Source organism: Actinomadura parmotrematis (assembly GCF_019458805.1).
GTDB lineage: Bacteria > Actinomycetota > Actinomycetes > Streptosporangiales > Streptosporangiaceae > Spirillospora > Spirillospora parmotrematis.
On the sequence record NZ_JAIBOA010000011.1, the window covers coordinates 50825 to 65552 of the forward strand.

The 14728-nt window shown below is 75.0% G+C and carries 16 protein-coding genes; 15 read left to right on the forward strand and 1 reads right to left on the reverse strand.

Features of this window, described 5'->3' with window-relative positions; genetic code table 11:
* Window positions 1-57 precede the first annotated feature (57 nt).
* Window positions 58-1551, reverse strand: coding sequence for a PucR family transcriptional regulator (locus K1Y72_RS18370; protein WP_220167587.1), 1494 nt, complete (start codon window positions 1549-1551; stop codon window positions 58-60).
* Window positions 1552-1704: 153 nt separating this feature from the next.
* Here K1Y72_RS18370 and uraD point away from each other — a divergent pair, with 153 nt between their 5' ends.
* The 15 genes from uraD to K1Y72_RS18445 are packed head-to-tail and all read left to right on the forward strand — an operon-like array spanning window position 1705 to window position 14531.
* Window positions 1705-2232 carry a 2-oxo-4-hydroxy-4-carboxy-5-ureidoimidazoline decarboxylase gene (gene uraD / locus K1Y72_RS18375; RefSeq protein WP_220167588.1) on the forward strand — a complete coding sequence of 176 codons (528 nt, stop codon included), beginning with the start codon at window positions 1705-1707 and terminating at the stop codon, window positions 2230-2232.
* Complete coding sequence (uraH, locus tag K1Y72_RS18380) at window positions 2229-2546, forward strand: hydroxyisourate hydrolase (protein WP_220167589.1); 318 nt, start codon at window positions 2229-2231, stop codon at window positions 2544-2546. Before uraD ends, uraH begins: the two co-directional genes overlap by 4 nt.
* A 3-nt stretch (window positions 2547-2549) precedes the next feature.
* Window positions 2550-3455, forward strand: coding sequence for a factor-independent urate hydroxylase (pucL, locus tag K1Y72_RS18385; RefSeq protein WP_220167590.1), 906 nt, complete (start codon window positions 2550-2552; stop codon window positions 3453-3455).
* A 14-nt stretch (window positions 3456-3469) separates the two neighbouring features.
* Window positions 3470-4345: an FAD binding domain-containing protein gene (locus tag K1Y72_RS18390; protein ID WP_220167591.1), complete on the forward strand. Its 876-nt coding sequence runs from the start codon at window positions 3470-3472 to the stop codon at window positions 4343-4345.
* A 2-nt stretch (window positions 4346-4347) separates the two neighbouring features.
* Window positions 4348-4839, forward strand: a complete 492-nt coding sequence (locus K1Y72_RS18395; protein WP_220167592.1) for a (2Fe-2S)-binding protein — start codon at window positions 4348-4350, stop codon at window positions 4837-4839.
* Window positions 4836-6203 (forward strand): 8-oxoguanine deaminase, encoded by a 1368-nt coding sequence (locus K1Y72_RS18400; RefSeq protein WP_220167593.1) that lies wholly within the window; start codon window positions 4836-4838, stop codon window positions 6201-6203. The genes K1Y72_RS18395 and K1Y72_RS18400 overlap by 4 nt, the downstream gene beginning before the upstream one ends.
* Window positions 6204-8507 carry a xanthine dehydrogenase subunit D gene (gene pucD / locus K1Y72_RS18405; RefSeq protein ID WP_220167594.1) on the forward strand — a complete coding sequence of 768 codons (2304 nt, stop codon included), beginning with the start codon at window positions 6204-6206 and terminating at the stop codon, window positions 8505-8507.
* 51 nt (window positions 8508-8558) lie between these two features.
* Window positions 8559-9362 carry a hydroxypyruvate isomerase family protein gene (locus K1Y72_RS18410; protein ID WP_220167595.1) on the forward strand — a complete coding sequence of 268 codons (804 nt, stop codon included), beginning with the start codon at window positions 8559-8561 and terminating at the stop codon, window positions 9360-9362.
* Window positions 9362-10477 carry a glycerate kinase gene (locus K1Y72_RS18415; protein ID WP_220167596.1) on the forward strand — a complete coding sequence of 372 codons (1116 nt, stop codon included), beginning with the start codon at window positions 9362-9364 and terminating at the stop codon, window positions 10475-10477. The genes K1Y72_RS18410 and K1Y72_RS18415 overlap by 1 nt, the downstream gene beginning before the upstream one ends.
* Before the next feature lie 9 nt (window positions 10478-10486).
* Window positions 10487-11824, forward strand: a complete 1338-nt coding sequence (gene allB / locus K1Y72_RS18420; protein ID WP_220167597.1) for an allantoinase AllB — start codon at window positions 10487-10489, stop codon at window positions 11822-11824.
* Window positions 11821-12837, forward strand: a complete 1017-nt coding sequence (gene alc / locus K1Y72_RS18425; protein ID WP_220167598.1) for an allantoicase — start codon at window positions 11821-11823, stop codon at window positions 12835-12837. The genes allB and alc overlap by 4 nt, the downstream gene beginning before the upstream one ends.
* A gap of 18 nt (window positions 12838-12855) precedes the next feature.
* Complete coding sequence (locus K1Y72_RS18430) at window positions 12856-13083, forward strand: hypothetical protein (protein WP_220167599.1); 228 nt, start codon at window positions 12856-12858, stop codon at window positions 13081-13083.
* Window positions 13084-13105: 22 nt separating this feature from the next.
* Window positions 13106-14014: an RpnC/YadD family protein gene (locus K1Y72_RS18435; RefSeq protein ID WP_220167600.1), complete on the forward strand. Its 909-nt coding sequence runs from the start codon at window positions 13106-13108 to the stop codon at window positions 14012-14014.
* The gene (locus K1Y72_RS18440; RefSeq protein WP_220167601.1) at window positions 14014-14241 is read left to right on the forward strand and encodes a hypothetical protein; all 228 of its coding nucleotides are present in this window, start codon (window positions 14014-14016) and stop codon (window positions 14239-14241) included. Before K1Y72_RS18435 ends, K1Y72_RS18440 begins: the two co-directional genes overlap by 1 nt.
* The gene (locus tag K1Y72_RS18445; RefSeq protein WP_220167602.1) at window positions 14241-14531 is read left to right on the forward strand and encodes a hypothetical protein; all 291 of its coding nucleotides are present in this window, start codon (window positions 14241-14243) and stop codon (window positions 14529-14531) included. Before K1Y72_RS18440 ends, K1Y72_RS18445 begins: the two co-directional genes overlap by 1 nt.
* The last annotated feature ends 197 nt before the right edge of the window (window positions 14532-14728 follow it).

A 14728-nucleotide genomic window follows, 5' to 3' on the forward strand; every position in this document is an offset into this window, starting at 1 on the left:
CGGCGCCCTCCGGTGATCGTCCTTAGATCGGACGCGGGAGCCGCGCCGCCGGTTGCCTCAATCCAGCCGCAGCGCGAGGAAGAAGTCCACCCGGTCCTCCAGGCGGCCGAGGTCGCGGCCGGTCAGCTCCTCGATCCGCTGGATCCGGTACCGGACCGAGTTGACGTGCAGGTGGAGCTGCGCCGCGCACCGCGTCCACGACCCCGAGTGCCGCAGGAACGTCTCCAGCGTCGCGACGAGGTCGGCCCCGTGCTCGCGGTCGTAGGCGCGCAGCGGGTCCAGCAGCCGCGCCCGGAACATGCGCCGGACATCGTCGGGGACACTGGCGAGGAGCAGCACGTGCGTCGCCAGCTCGTCGTGCCCGACGACCGCCACCGGCCCCTCCCGGGAGGCGGCGAGGCGGCGCGCGTGGCGGGCCTCCTCGACGGCGCCGCGCAGCTCGCCCGCCGCGGCCGCGCCGCTCGTCCCGACCGCCAGGTCCGCGCCGCCGAGGCCGGGGGCGAGCGCGCGCAGCGCCTCCCGCACGGCGCCGCCGACGTCCCCCGCGCCGCCCGCCGGGACGAGCGCGACGGCCTCCTCGCCCGCCAGGCCGACGACCGGCGGCCCCGGCAGCGCCTCGCGCAGCAGCGCCCGCAGCTCGCCGGGCCGCAGCGGGCCGCGCGCGGCGGCCGACACCGCCACGAACGGCCCGGCGGCGTCCAGGCCGGTGAGCTCCAGCCGGGCGCGGACGTCGGCGCCGGGCGCGCCGGCGTCCAGCAGCCGGACGACCTCCTGGGCGAGGCGGCCCGCGACGCTCAGCCGGTCGTCCAGCCGGGCCCGCTCCAGCGCGACGATCGCGGCGAGCTCGCCCATCGTGGCGCGCCGCTCGGGCGGCCACTCGCGCCAGTCGCCCGCGCAGGCCAGGAACCAGTCGGCGACCCGGCTGGTGGTGTCGGGCGCGACCGGCAGCAGCGACAGGCCGCCCGCCCGGTGCGGCAGGCGCGGCGCGGTGAGGAACGCCCGCGCGAGCCCGGCCGGGTCGGGCAGGTCCGGCGGGCCCGCCACGACCCGCCCGACCGGCGTCAGCACCCAGCAGCGCAGCCCGAGGTCGGCGGCGACCAGGTCCAGGACGGGTTCGAGGCCGACGCCGGCGACGAGCCGCCGGTGCCGGTCCAGGACGGCGGTGAGGTCGGCGGCGCGGGCCGTCGACAGGTGCCGGACGACCGTCTCGGTCACCGTCGCGAACGCCACGTCCTCGGGCACCCGGAACAGCGGCACCCCGTGCCGGTCGCACGCCTCGGCGAGGTCGGCGGGCAGCACGGCGTTCGCCGCGTCCCACGCCGCGAGCGCCGACACCCCGGCCCGCGCGAGCGCCCGGACGAACACCTCCGAGTCGGCGGGCCCCGAACGCCACACCAGGCCCGTCAGGACGAGCTCCCGGCCGCTCAGGTAGCGGCCCGGGTCGAGCATGTCGGTGGTGACGACCCAGCGGATCGTCCGATCGAGCTCGGCGTGCCCGCCGACGAGCTCCAGCCGCAGGTCGGGCAGGGTGAGCAGGGAGCGGAGCCTCATGCCGGGGAGGCTACGCGACCCCCGGCGCGGCGTCCCGCTTGGAGCAACGCACGAAAACCCGGTGGCCGGGGGGCGCACAGTTCGGAGCTCCTGCCCCTCGACCGTCCCGGCCGCCGCTGTGTGTACTGCTGGGAACGACGTCGAGGGGGGCCGATGGACCGGCTGAACGCGCTGGACGAGCAGGACGCCGCGGCCGCGCTGCTGGCGTGCTGCGCCTCGCGCCGCTGGGCGGCCGAGGTCGCCGCGGCCCGCCCCTACCCCGACCTCGCCGCGCTGAAGGCCGCGTCCGCGCGGGCCATGCTCGGCCTGACCTGGGAGGACGTGGGCGAGGCGCTCGCCGCGCACCCGCGCATCGGCGAGCGGGCGGGCGGCGCGTCCCGCGAGGCCGCCTGGTCGCGGCGCGAGCAGGCGGGCGCGAGCGACGCCGGCCTGGAGACCCAGCAGGCCCTCGCGGACGGCAACCGCGCCTACGAGGAGCGGTTCGGCCACGTCTACCTGATCTGCGCGACCGGCCTGTCGGCGGCCGAGATGCTGGCCGCCCTGCACCGCCGCCTGGACAACGGCGTCGCCGCCGAGCGCGTCGTCGTCCGCGAGGAGCTCGCCAAGATCGTCGACCTGCGGCTGGCGGGCCTCGCCGCCGAGCTCGACGGCGCGGGCGCGGCGGCGGGGGAGGCCAGGTGACGCTGTCCACGCACGTCCTCGACGCGGCCCGCGGCCTGCCCGCGCCCGGCGTCGCCGTCCGGCTGGAGCGCCGCGACGGCGCGGCCTGGACGCCGCTCGCCGAGGCCCGCACCGACGCCGACGGCCGCGTCCGCGCCTGGCCCGGCGTCACCGATCTCGCCGCCGGCACCTACCGGCTGACCTTCGACACCGCGCACCTGTCGGACTTCTACCCCGAGGTCGCGGTCGCGTTCACGATCGCGGACGCGGACCGGCACCACCACGTGCCGCTGCTGCTCAGCCCGTTCGCCTACTCCACCTACCGAGGGAGCTAGCACATGGCCATCGTCCTCGGCCCCAACCGCTACGGGAAGGCGGAGACCCGCGTCGTCCGCGTCACCCGGGACGGCGGGGTGCACACGATCAAGGACCTGAACGTGAGCGTGTCGCTGTCGGGCGACATGGACGAGGTCCACCTGAGCGGCGACAACGCCAACGTCCTCACCACCGACGCGCAGAAGAACACCGTGTTCGCCTTCGCCCGCAAGTACGGGATCGCGAGCGCGGAGGAGTTCGCGCTCACCCTCGCCCGCCACTTCGTGGACTCCCGGCCGACGATCCACCACGCCCGGGTGGAGGTCCAGGAGTACGCGTGGGACCGCATCCCCGTCCTGGAGGGCGGCGTCCCGCGCGCCGAGCAGCACTCGTTCGTCCGCAGCGGCGGCGAGGTGCGCACCGCGCTCGTGCACAGCGACGGCACCGGCGGCGCCGAGTCGGTGGTGTCCGGCCTCACCGACCTGGTCGTCCTGAACTCCACCGGCAGCGAGTTCCACGGCTACGTCAAGGACGAGTACACGACGCTGGAGGAGACGAACGACCGCGTCCTCGCCACCGCCGTCACCGCCCGCTGGCGCCACCACGGCACGGACGCGGGGGACGCGGGGGGCTGGGACGCCTCCTACGCGGGCGCCCGCCAAGCCCTCCTCGACGCGTTCGCCGGGACCTACAGCCTGTCGCTGCAACAGACGCTGTACGCGATGGGCCGCCGCGTCCTCACCGAGCGGCCCGAGACGTGCGAGGTGCGGCTCGCCATGCCGAACAAGCACCACTTCGTCGTGGACCTGGCCCCGTTCGGCCTCGACAACGACAACGAGGTGTTCTTCGCCGCCGACCGTCCCTACGGCCTGATCGAGGGCTCGGTCCTCACCGGCGACGCGCCGGACGCGCCGGACGCCTGGTCCTAGGGGAGAGTGGAACCATGGACTTCCTACGCCCGCCCACCTGGGCGGACGCCCTCGCGGCCAAGGCCGAGCACCCGGACGCGGTGCCGCTCCAGGGCGGCACCGACGTCATGGTGGAGCTCAACTTCGGGGCGCGGCGGCCCGCCGCGCTGCTCGACCTCACCCGGATCGCCGATCTCGCCGGATGGGACGACGACGGCGGACGCATCCGCGTCGGCGCGGGCGTCCCCTACGCGCGGCTGATCGACGGGCTCGGCGACCGGCTGCCCGGCCTCGCGCAGGCGGCCCGCACCGTCGGGTCGCCGCAGATCCGCAACCGGGGCACCGTCGGCGGCAACCTCGGCGCCGCCTCGCCCGCCGGGGACTCCCACCCGCCGCTGCTCGCCGCGGGCGCCGTCGTCGAGGCCGAGTCCGCCGCGCGCGGCACCCGCATGATCCCGGCCGCGGAGTTCTACACCGGCGTGAAGCGGAACGCCCTGGCGCCCGACGAGCTGATCCGCGCGTTCTGGACGCCGCCCGCGCCCGGCCCGCAGTACTTCTCCAAGATCGGCACGCGGAACGCGATGGTCATCGCGGTCTGCTCGTTCGCGATCGCGCTGCACCCGGAGGAGCGCCGCGTCGGCACCGGCATCGGGTCGGCGGCGCCGACGCCCGTCCGCGCGGTCGCCGCCGAGGAGTTCCTGTCGGCCGAGCTGGATTGGGAGGGCCGGACGCCGCTCGCGGTATCGGCCGCGCAGCGCTTCGGGGCGCTCGTCGCCGACGCCGCCGCGCCCATCGACGACGTGCGCGGCACCGCCGACTACCGCCGCCACGCCCTGTCGGTGATGGCCCGCCGCACCCTGACCTGGGCCTGGAACGACCACGCGGGTGACTCCCGCAGGGAGGCGTCCTAGACATGCGCGTGAACGTGACCGTGAACGGCGCCCCGCAGACCGTCGACGACGTCTGGGAGGGCGAGAGCCTGCTTTACATGCTGCGCGAGCGGATGGGCCTGCCCGGCTCCAAGAACGCCTGCGAGCAGGGCGAGTGCGGGTCGTGCACCGTCTACCTCGACGGCGTCCCCGCCTGCTCCTGCCTGGTCGCCGCCGGGCAGGCCGAGGGCCGCGAGGTCCGCACCGTCGAGGGCCTCGCCGAGGGCTCGACCGGCGCGGACGGGCGCCTCGACCCCGTGCAGGAGGCGTTCGTGGAGGCGGGCGCCGTGCAGTGCGGGTTCTGCACGCCCGGTCTCGTCGTGCAGTCGCACGACCTGATCTCCCGGGTGCCCGACCCGAGCGACGCCGAGATCCGCGAGGCGCTCGCGGGGAACCTGTGCCGCTGCACCGGCTACGAGAAGATCCTGGACGCCGTGCGGCTCGCCGCCCGGCGGCGGGCGGAGGCGTCCGCATGAGCGACGTGAAGATCATCGAGGGTGCGCACGTCGTCACGGTCACCGGCGCGGAGCACCCGGGCGGCCACATCGTCGTCACCGGCGACCGGATCACCGCCGTCGGCGCCGGCCCGGCCCCCGCCGTCGAGGGCGCCGAGGGCGCCGAGCGGATCGACGGCACCGGCTGCCTCGCCACGCCCGGCCTCGTCAACACCCACCACCACCTGTACCAGTGGGCCAGCCAGGGCTACGCGCCCGACCACACCCTGTTCGAGTGGCTGACGACCCTCTACCGGCCGTGGGCGAAGATGGACGCCGAGGTCGTCGCGGGCGCCGCGTCCGCCGGCCTCGGCTGGCTCGCCAAGTCGGGCTGCACGACCTCCACCGACCACCACTACATCTTCCCCAAGGGGCGCGGCGACCTGTTCGCCGCCGAGATCGACGCCGCCGCCGAGCTGGGCGTCCGCTTCCACCCCTGCCGGGGCTCCATGGACCTCGGGCGGTCGCAAGGGGGCCTGCCGCCGGACGAGGTGGTCGAAGACCTCGACACGATCCTCGCCGAGACCGAGGCCGCCATCGACCGCCACCACGACGCCTCCTTCGGGTCGATGCTGCGGATCGCGGTCGCGCCCTGCTCGCCGTTCTCGGTCACCAAGGACCTGCTCGTGCGGTCCGCCGAGCTGGCCCGCGCCAGGGGCGTCCGCCTGCACACCCACCTCGCCGAGACCACCGACGAGGAGGACTACACCCGCGAGCACTTCGGCGCGACGCCCGTCGAGTACATGGACTCCCTCGGCTGGCTCGGGCCGGACGTGTGGCTCGCGCACTGCGTCCACCTGCACGACTCCGACATCGCCCGGCTCGCCGCGACCGGCACCGGCACCGCGCACTGCCCGTCCTCCAACGCCCGCCTCGGCTCGGGCATCGCCCGCGTCGCCGAGCTGCTGGCGGCGGGCGCGCCCGTCGGCCTCGGCGTGGACGGCGCGGCGTCCGCCGAGCTCGTCCCGCTCGGCGGCGAGATCAAGCAGGCCGTCTACATGCAGCGCGCCCGCTCCGGCCCGCGCGCCCTCACCGCCCGGCAGGCCCTGGAGATCGCCACGATCGGCGGCGCCCGCTGCCTCGGCCGCGAGGCCGAGATCGGGTCGCTGGAGCCCGGCAAGCTCGCCGACATCGCCCTGTGGGACGTCGGCGGCTTCCACGCCGCGATCGACGATCCCGTCCTCGCCCTCGCCGCCGGCGGCACCCCGCCGCTCCGGCGGCTCCTCGTCGGCGGCCGCACGGTCGTCGCCGACGACGCGCTCGCCACCGTCGCCCAGGACGAGGTCGCGCGGCGCGGCGCCGCCGCCCACCGCCGCCTCATGACGCTCGCGGAGGAGGTCCTCTAGATGGCCACCCCGATCAGGACGCCCGGCCGGGTCGCCGCGCCCGGCCACGGCGGCGTCGGCGACAGCCCGCTCCGCCCCGACGGCACCCTCAAGGTGTCCGGCGAGTTCGCCTACGCCTCCGACCTGTGGATGGACGGCATGCTGTGGGGCGCGACGCTGCGCAGCCCGCACCCGCGCGCCCGCATCCTGTCGATCGACGTCGGGCCCGCGCTCGCCGCGCCCGGCGTGCACGCCGTCCTCACCCACGAGGACGTGCCCGGCCGCAAGACGTTCGGCATCGACCACCCCGACGACCAGCCCGTCCTCGCCGTCGATCAGGTCCGCCACCAGGGCGAGCCGATCGCGCTCGTCGCCGCCGACCACCCCGAGATCGCCCGCCGCGCCCTCGACCTCATCGCGATCGAGTGGGAGGTGCGGGAGCCCGTCACCGACGCGCGCGCCGTGCTCGCCGACCCGGTGGGCCTCGCCGTGCAGCCGCGCGGCGGCATCGTCCGCCACCAGCCGGTCCGCGTCGGCGACGTCGACGCCGTCCGCGACGGCGTGGACGTGGTCGTGGCCGGCGACTACGAGGTCGGCATCCAGGACCAGGCGTTCCTCGGCCCCGAGTCGGGCCTCGCCGTCCCCGCCGACGACGGCGGCCTGGACCTGTACGTGGCCACCCAGTGGATCCACAACGACCTCAAGCAGATCGCGCCCTGCCTCGGCCTGGAGCAGGACCAGGTGCACATGACGATGGCCGGGGTCGGCGGCGCGTTCGGCGGCCGCGAGGACCTGTCCATGCAGATCCACGCCGGAATGCTCGCGCTGCGCACCGGCCGCCCCGTCAAGATGTCCTACAACCGGTACGAGTCGTTCTTCGGGCACGTCCACCGGCACCCCGCGCAGATGCGCTACGAGTACGGGGCGACACGCGACGGGATCCTCGTCTACGCCGACGTCGAGATCGTCCTGGACGGCGGCGCGTACACCTCCTCGACCGAGAACGTCACCGGCAACGCCGCCTCGCTCGGCGTCGGCCCCTACGAGATCCCCAACATCCGCATCGACGCCTACGGCGTCTACACCAACAACCCGCCGTGCGGGGCGATGCGCGGGTTCGGGGCCGTCCAGGCGTGCTTCGCCTACGAGTCGATGATGGACAAGCTCGCCGCCGCCTGCGGGATCAGCCCCGTCGAGGTGCGGCGCCGCAACGCCGTCGCGCAGGGGTCGGCGCTGGCGACCGGGCAGGTCATCACCGCGCCCGCGCCGATGGCCGAGATGCTCGACCGCATCGAGGCGATGCCGCTGCCGCCCGCGCTCGACGCCGCCGACATCCGCGACCTGCCCGGCGGCGCGTCCCAGACCACCCACGGCGAGGGCGTCGTCCGGGGCGTCGGCTACGGCATCGGGCTGAAGAACATCTGCTTCTCCGAGGGCTTCGACGACTACTCCACCGCCCGCGTCCGGCTGGAGGTGATCGGCGGCGAGGCGACCGCGCTCGTCCACACGGCCGCCGCCGAGGTCGGGCAGGGCCTCGTCACCGTCAAGGCGCAGATCGCCCGCACCGAGCTCGGCGTCCGCCGCGTCACCATCGCGCCCGCCGACAACAGGGTCGGCGACGCCGGGTCGTCCAGCGCGTCCCGCCAGTCGTACATGACCGGCGGCGCGGTGAAGGCGGCCTGCGAGGCGGTGCGCGGCGAACTGCTCGCGCGGGCCGCCGCCCGGTACGGGCACGACGACCTGTCGGTGGTCGGCGGCGCCGTCGTGTCGCGGGCCGCCGGGGTGCTCGCGCCGGTCGAGGAGGTGCTCGGCGACGACGCCATCGAACTCACCCGCGAGTTCCACCACCGGCCGACGACCCGCCTGGACCCCGTCACCGGGCAGGGCGACAGCCACACCCAGCTCGCGCTCTGCGTGCACCGGGCCGTCGTGGACGTGGACGTCGAGCTCGGCCTCGTCAAGGTGGTGGAGCTCGCCGCCGTCCAGGACGTCGGGAAGATCCTCAACCGGCTGTCGCTGGAGGGGCAGATCCACGGCGGCACCGCGCAGGGCCTCGGCCTCGCGCTCATGGAGGAGATCGTCGTCTCCGGCGGCCTCGTCCGGAACCCGTCGTTCACCGACTACCTCATCCCGACCATCCTCGACGTGCCGCCGATGCGGCTGGACATCCTGGAGCACCCCGACCCCGACGCGCCCTACGGGCTGCGCGGCGCGGGCGAGCCGCCGACGCTGTCGTCCACCCCGGCGATCGTGGCGGCCGTCCGGGACGCCACCGGCAAGGCGCTCACGCGGGTGCCGGTCCGGCCCGAGCACATCGCGGGCTGACCGGGCGGCGTCCGCGATCATGGACGGACGCCGCCCCGCCCGAGGAGGACCATGCACCGCACGCCGCCCACCGGACGCCTCGCCGTCAACTGCTCCCTGCTGTTCACCGAGCTGCCGCTTTTGGAGCGGCCCGCCGCCGCCCGTGCCGCCGGGTTCGGCGCGGTCGAGTTCTGGTGGCCGTGGAACGGCGTCCCCGTGCCGCCGGACGCCGACGTGGACGCGTTCTGCCGGGCCGTCGAGGACGCCGGCGTCCGCCTCGCCGGCCTCAACCTGTACGCGGGGGACATGGCGGCGGGGGAGCGGGGCGTGCTGTCCGACCCCGCCCGCACCGCCGAATTCCGCGCGAGCCTGGACGTCACGCGGCGCGTCGCCGAGCGGACCGGCGTCGCGCTGTTCAACGCCCTGTACGGGCAGCGCCGCGACGGTCTGGCGCCCGCCGAGCAGGACGCGGCGGCCGTCGAGAACCTGCGGCACGCCGCCCGCTCGCTGCCCGGGACGCTGCTGATCGAACCGCTCACGCAAGGGCAGAACGGCGCGTATCCGCTGCTCACCGCCGATGACGCGGTGGGCGTCGTGCGGCGCGTCGGGGAGCCGAACGTGAGGTTCCTTTTCGACAGCTACCACCTGGCGGGCAACGGCGCCGACCTGGCGCGCGACGCCCGCGCGCACGCCGCCGACATCGGGCACGTCCAGATCGCCGACGCCCCCGGGCGCGGCCGCCCCGGCACCGGCGCCATCGACTTCCCGGCCCTGTTCGCGGTGCTGGACGAGATCGGCTACACCGGCCTGATCGCGCTGGAGTACGCGCCGCAGGGGCCGTCCGGCGCGGCGTTCGCCTGGCTGGAGGCCGCGTGATGGACCGCCAGGGGCACGTCCTCATCGCGCCGGACAAGTTCAAGGGCTCGCTCACCGCCCGGCAGGTCGCCGCGCACGTCGCCGCCGGGCTGCGGCGCGCCGCGCCGGGCGTCCCGCTCGTCGCGCTGCCGGTCGCCGACGGCGGCGACGGCACCGTGGACGCCGCCGTCGCCGCCGGGTTCGACCGGATCCCCGCCGACGTCACCGGTCCGACCGGGCGGCCCGTCGCCGCCTGCTACGCGCGGCGCGGCGGCACCGCCGTCGTCGAGCTCGCCGAGGCGTCCGGGCTGCGCCGCCTGCCGGGCGGCGCCCCCGCCCCGCTCGCCGCGACGAGCCGCGGCACCGGCGAGCTGATCGACGCCGCCGTCCGCGCGGGCGCGACCCGCATCGTCCTCGGCCTCGGCGGCAGCGCCTGCACCGACGGCGGCACCGGCCTCGCCGCCGCGCTCGGCGCCCGCTTCCTCGACGCCGGAGGCGCCGAGCTGCCGCCCGGCGGCGGCGCCCTCCGCGACCTCGCCCGCGTCGAGGCCGCGCCGCCGCTCCGCGCCGTCGAGGTGATCGTCGCCAGCGACGTCGACAACCCGCTGCTCGGCCCGGACGGCGCCGCCGCCGTCTTCGCCCCGCAGAAGGGCGCGGGCCCCGGCGACGTCCGGGTCCTGGAGGACGGCCTCGCCCGGCTCGTCGCGGTCACCGGCCGCGCCGACGTCGCCGAGCGGCCCGGCGCGGGCGCGGCGGGCGGCGTCGGGTTCGCCGCCCTCGCCCTGCTCGGCGCGACCGTCCGGCCCGGCATCGGCTACCTGCTGGACCTGCTCGGCTTCGCGGACCGCGCCGCCGGGGCGCGCCTCGTCATCACCGGCGAGGGCTCCCTCGACCGGCAGACCCTGCGCGGCAAGGCCCCCGCCGGCGTCGCCCGCGCCGCCGCCCAGGCCGGCGTCCCCGCGATCGCCGTCGCCGGCCGCCGCGCCCTCACCGGCGAGCAGCTCCGCCGCGCCCGCCTCCAGGCCGCCTACGCCCTCACCGACCTGGAACCCGACCCCGGCCGCTGCATGACCGCCGCCGGCCCCCTCCTCGAACGCCTCGCCGCCGACCTCATCGCCCCCGACTGGCTCTTGTAGGGAGATCGTGTGACCGACCGCTACGACCTGGTGATCCGCTCGCGCCGGGCGGTGCTCCCCGGCGGGGAGCGGCCCGCCGCCGTCGCCGTCCGCGACGGCCGGATCGCCGCGATCGAGGACGCCGCCGCGCCGCTCGCCGCCGCCGCCGAGACCGACCTCGGCGACGTCGCGCTGCTGCCCGGCCTGGTCGACACCCACGTCCACATCAACGAGCCCGGCCGCACCGAGTGGGAGGGCTTCGACACCGCCACCCGCGCGGCCGCCGCGGGCGGCGTCACCACGCTGGTCGACATGCCGCTGAACTCGCTGCCGCCGACCACCACCGCCGCGAACCTGGAGGTCAAGCGGGACGCCGCCCGCGGCGCGGTGTTCGTCGACGTCGGCTTCTGGGGCGGCGCGATCCCCGGCAACGTCCCCGACCTGCGGGGGCTGCACGAGCGCGGCGCGTTCGGGTTCAAGTGCTTCACCGCCGACTCCGGCGTCCCCGAGTTCCCACCGCTGTCCCCGGCCGAGCAGCGCGCCGCGTTCGCCGAGATCGCCGCCCTCGACGGCCTGGTCATCGTGCACGCCGAGGACCCCGCGATCCTCACCGACCCGGACGGCGGCGACTACCCGGCGTTCCTGGCGTCCCGGCCGCCGTCGGCCGAGCGCGCCGCCGTCGAGCGCGTCATCGCGATCGCCGCCGAGACCGGCGTCCGCGCCCACATCCTGCACCTGTCGGCCGCCGACTGCCTCGAACCCCTCGCCGAGGCCCGCGCCGCCGGGCTGCGCGTCAGCGCCGAGACCTGCCCGCACTACCTGACGCTGTCGGACGAGGACGTCCCCGGACCGACGTCCACCGCCTACAAGTGCTGCCCGCCGATCCGCGGCGCCGCCAACCGCGACGCTCTCTGGCAGGGCCTCGCGGACGGCGTCCTCACCTGCGTCGTCACCGACCACTCACCCTGCACCGCCGACCTCAAGGCCGGCGACTTCGCCACCGCCTGGGGCGGCGTCTCGTCCCTCCAGCTCGGCCTGTCCGCCGTCTGGACCGCCGCGCGCGCCCGCGGTCACGGCCTGCGCGACGTCGTCCGCTGGATGGCCGAAGGCCCCGCCGCCCTCGCCGGCCTGACCGGCCGCAAGGGCGCCATCGCCGTGGGCGCCGACGCCGACCTGACCGCGTTCGACCCCGACCGCGCGCACACCGTCGACCCCGCCGCCCTGCACCACCGCAATCCCGTCACCCCCTACGCCGGCCGCACCCTCACCGGCCTCGTGCAGGCCACCTGGCTGCGCGGCGCCCCCGTCGACCTCGCCGCCCCGCCGCGCGGCGAGCTGCTCGCCCGCCCCGGAACGGAGACCCTGTGACCGCCGATTTCGCCGCCCTCCCCGACCTCGCCGGCCGCCTCCTCGGCGGCTCGGTGCTGGCCGCCAGCGACGAGTCGTTCGCCGCCAAGGAGAACCTCCTCAACCCGTGGGCGTCGCGGTTCTCCCCGGAGACCTTCGGCGCCAAGGGCCAGGAGTACGACGGCTGGGAGACCGCCCGCCGCCGCCCCGACGCGTCCGGCGCCTACGGCCACGACTGGGCGCTCGTCCGCCTCGGCGTGCCCGGCGTCGTCCGCGGCGTCGTCGTCGACACCGCATGGTTCAAGGGCAACTACCCGCCGCACGCCTCCGTCGAGGCGTGCGCGCTGCCCGGCCACCCCTCGCCCGCCGAGCTCGCGGACGCTCCCTGGACGGAGATCGTCCCGCGCAGCCCGCTGAAGGGCGACGCCGCGCACGCCTTCCCCGTCGACAGCGGGCGGCGCTTCACGCACGTCCGCCTCAACATGTTCCCCGACGGCGGCATCGCCCGGCTGCGCGTCCACGGCGAGGCCGTCCCCGACCCCGCGCTGCTGGACGGCCTCACCGTCGACCTCGCCGCCCTGGAGAACGGCGCCCGCGTCCTGGACTGCTCGAACATGTTCTACTCGCGGCCCGACAACATGCTCCTCCCCGGCCTCGCCCGCAACCAGGCCGAGGGCTGGGAGACCGCCCGCCGCCGCGAACCCGGCCACGAGTGGGCCGTCATCCGCCTCGCCGCCGCCGGCGTCGTCCGCCTCGCCGAGTTCGACACCACCCACCTGAAGTTCAACGCGCCCGCCGAGGTGTCCCTGGAAGGCGCCACCGGCGCGTCCCCGTCCGCCTGGACCGAACTGCTGCCCCGCACCCGCGTCCAGCCGGACGGCCGCCACCGCTTCCGCCTGGACGGCGCGCCGCCGGTCACTCACGTCCGCCTCAACATCCACCCGGACGGCGGTCTCGGCCGCCTCCGCCTCTTCGGCGACCTCACTCCCGAGGGCACCCGCACCCTCACCGACCGCTGGACCGCCACCACCTGACCGGCCGATGCTGGGCGCATGACGTCCGAACCCGGCACGACACTCGGCGAGAAGGTCCTCCTCGGCACCCTCGTCTGCTGGCTGCTCGCCCCGGGCTGGGTCCTTCTCGCCCGCCACCACGTCCCGCCCTGGCTGCTCTGGACGACCTTCGCCGCCCTCCTCGCCCCGCTGCCGCCGACCTGGCTGTACCTGACCTACGCGGCCGACGCTCGAACGGATTCTCAAGAAACGGCAATCGAACAGTGATCATGCAGTAACTTACCGTGACATGCCCAGCTCCCGCCATGAACATCCGATCGAACTCATCCGAAAATGCCCCGAAGTCGTCATCCCCCTACTGGAACAGATCCTCGGCTTCCCGGTCCCGCCCACCGCCCGCGTCCACTCGCTCAGTGAGGAGGCCACTCAGGTCGTCCCCGCCACCTATCGGGCCGACAACGTCGTCCTGCTCGAACCCAAGGACGAGCGCTCCCCGCGTCTCGCCGTCATTGTCGAGATGCAACTCGCCAAGGACCCCCGTAAGCTCTTCACCTGGCCGCTGTACGCGACCGAAGTGCGAGCCAGGCTCGAATGCCCGGTCGTCCTCGTCACCATCTGCCCGGACCGCTCCGTAGCCGACTGGGCCCGCTGCGCCATCGACATCGGCCATCCCGGCTTCCGGCTGATCCCCTACGTCGTCGGGCCCGGCATCGAGCCCTTCGTCACCAGCACCGCCCAGGCCGCGGCGAACCCCGAACTCGCCGTCATCGCGGCCGTGTCCAACACCCTGCCCGACCGCGAGCGCGCGGGCATGGAGATCGTGCACGGAGCTCTGGCCACCATGCTGAACCAGGGCGACGACAGGGCCAAACTGTATTCTGATGCTGTTCTCTCCGCACTGCCCGAGGCGGCCAAGAAGATCCTGGAGGAGCTCATGCGCACCGGTACCGACGAGTACAAGAGCGACTTCGCCCGCGGCTACTTCGCCGAGGGCAAAACCGAAGGCAAGGCGGAGGGCAAGGTCGAGGGCAGGGCCGAGGGCAAGGCCGAGGCGGTTCTCAAGATGCTGGAGGTGCGGCGGGTGGCGGTGTCAGAGGCCGAGCACGAGCGCATCATGGCCTGCAACGACGCCGAGCAGCTCGATGCGTGGATCGAACGCGTCATGTCGGTCGAGACGGCCGCCGAGCTCTTCACCTGATGGCGACCGGCACCTACAAGTACCAGAGCGACTTCGCCCGCCACTACTTCGCCCAAGGCTTCGCTGAGGGATTGGCTGAAGTGGTTCTCAAAGTGCTGGAGATGCGCGAAGTGGTGATTTCGGCAGCCGAGCGTGAGCGCGTCCTAACCTGCGTCGACACTGACCGGCTCAACGTTCGGCTGGAGCGCGCCCCTGTGGTCGGGACGGCCGACGAGTTCTTCGCCTGATGGAAGCGGAAGCGGAAAGGGAACGCCCGGACTATTTCGGCTTCTCCTGCTTCCTTCCCGCGTACGAGGCCATGGGCAAGTCGGAGGCGATCTTCCGTATGCTGGAGAAGCGGAAGATCAGAATATCGGAGAGTGCTCGCGCCAAGATCCACGAATGCAGGGATCACGATCAGCTCGACGCCTGGTTCAGGTACACGACCTCCTATGCCTCGCCCGAGGACGTGATCCGCGGTCTGCGCGGTGAGATCTACGAGCTCGGCAGCGCCACCGCCCGCGGCCCATGCCTGTAAGGGGATCACGGACGCCATCCTGCTCTCCCTGGAGAAGCGGGGCATCGAGGTGCCGCCGGAGATGCGGGAGAAGGCGGAGAGCTGCGTGAACCGTGATCTGGTCAATGCCTGGGTGGACCGGCTCCTGACGGCCGAGACCGCCGAGGACGTGTTCGGGTAGCCGGTGCGAGCCGAGCGAACGGCCGGCGGGGAGCGAC

Excerpts from the sequence above, each read along its gene's own strand:
- K1Y72_RS18395 (WP_220167592.1), top strand. The coding sequence starts at position 4,348 with ATGCGCGTGAACGTGACCGTGAACGGCGCCCCGCAGACCGTCGACGAC.
- K1Y72_RS18430 (WP_220167599.1), top strand. The coding sequence starts at position 12,856 with ATGACGTCCGAACCCGGCACGACACTCGGCGAGAAGGTCCTCCTCGGC.
- K1Y72_RS18415 (WP_220167596.1), top strand. The coding sequence starts at position 9,362 with ATGGACCGCCAGGGGCACGTCCTCATCGCGCCGGACAAGTTCAAGGGC.
- K1Y72_RS18435 (WP_220167600.1), top strand. The coding sequence starts at position 13,106 with ATGCCCAGCTCCCGCCATGAACATCCGATCGAACTCATCCGAAAATGC.
- K1Y72_RS18440 (WP_220167601.1), top strand. The coding sequence starts at position 14,014 with ATGGCGACCGGCACCTACAAGTACCAGAGCGACTTCGCCCGCCACTAC.
- K1Y72_RS18390 (WP_220167591.1), top strand. The coding sequence starts at position 3,470 with ATGGACTTCCTACGCCCGCCCACCTGGGCGGACGCCCTCGCGGCCAAG.
- K1Y72_RS18370 (WP_220167587.1), bottom strand. The coding sequence starts at position 1,551 with ATGAGGCTCCGCTCCCTGCTCACCCTGCCCGACCTGCGGCTGGAGCTC.
- K1Y72_RS18445 (WP_220167602.1), top strand. The coding sequence starts at position 14,241 with ATGGAAGCGGAAGCGGAAAGGGAACGCCCGGACTATTTCGGCTTCTCC.
- K1Y72_RS18410 (WP_220167595.1), top strand. The coding sequence starts at position 8,559 with ATGCACCGCACGCCGCCCACCGGACGCCTCGCCGTCAACTGCTCCCTG.
- pucL (WP_220167590.1), top strand. The coding sequence starts at position 2,550 with ATGGCCATCGTCCTCGGCCCCAACCGCTACGGGAAGGCGGAGACCCGC.
- uraD (WP_220167588.1), top strand. The coding sequence starts at position 1,705 with ATGGACCGGCTGAACGCGCTGGACGAGCAGGACGCCGCGGCCGCGCTG.
- K1Y72_RS18400 (WP_220167593.1), top strand. The coding sequence starts at position 4,836 with ATGAGCGACGTGAAGATCATCGAGGGTGCGCACGTCGTCACGGTCACC.
- pucD (WP_220167594.1), top strand. The coding sequence starts at position 6,204 with ATGGCCACCCCGATCAGGACGCCCGGCCGGGTCGCCGCGCCCGGCCAC.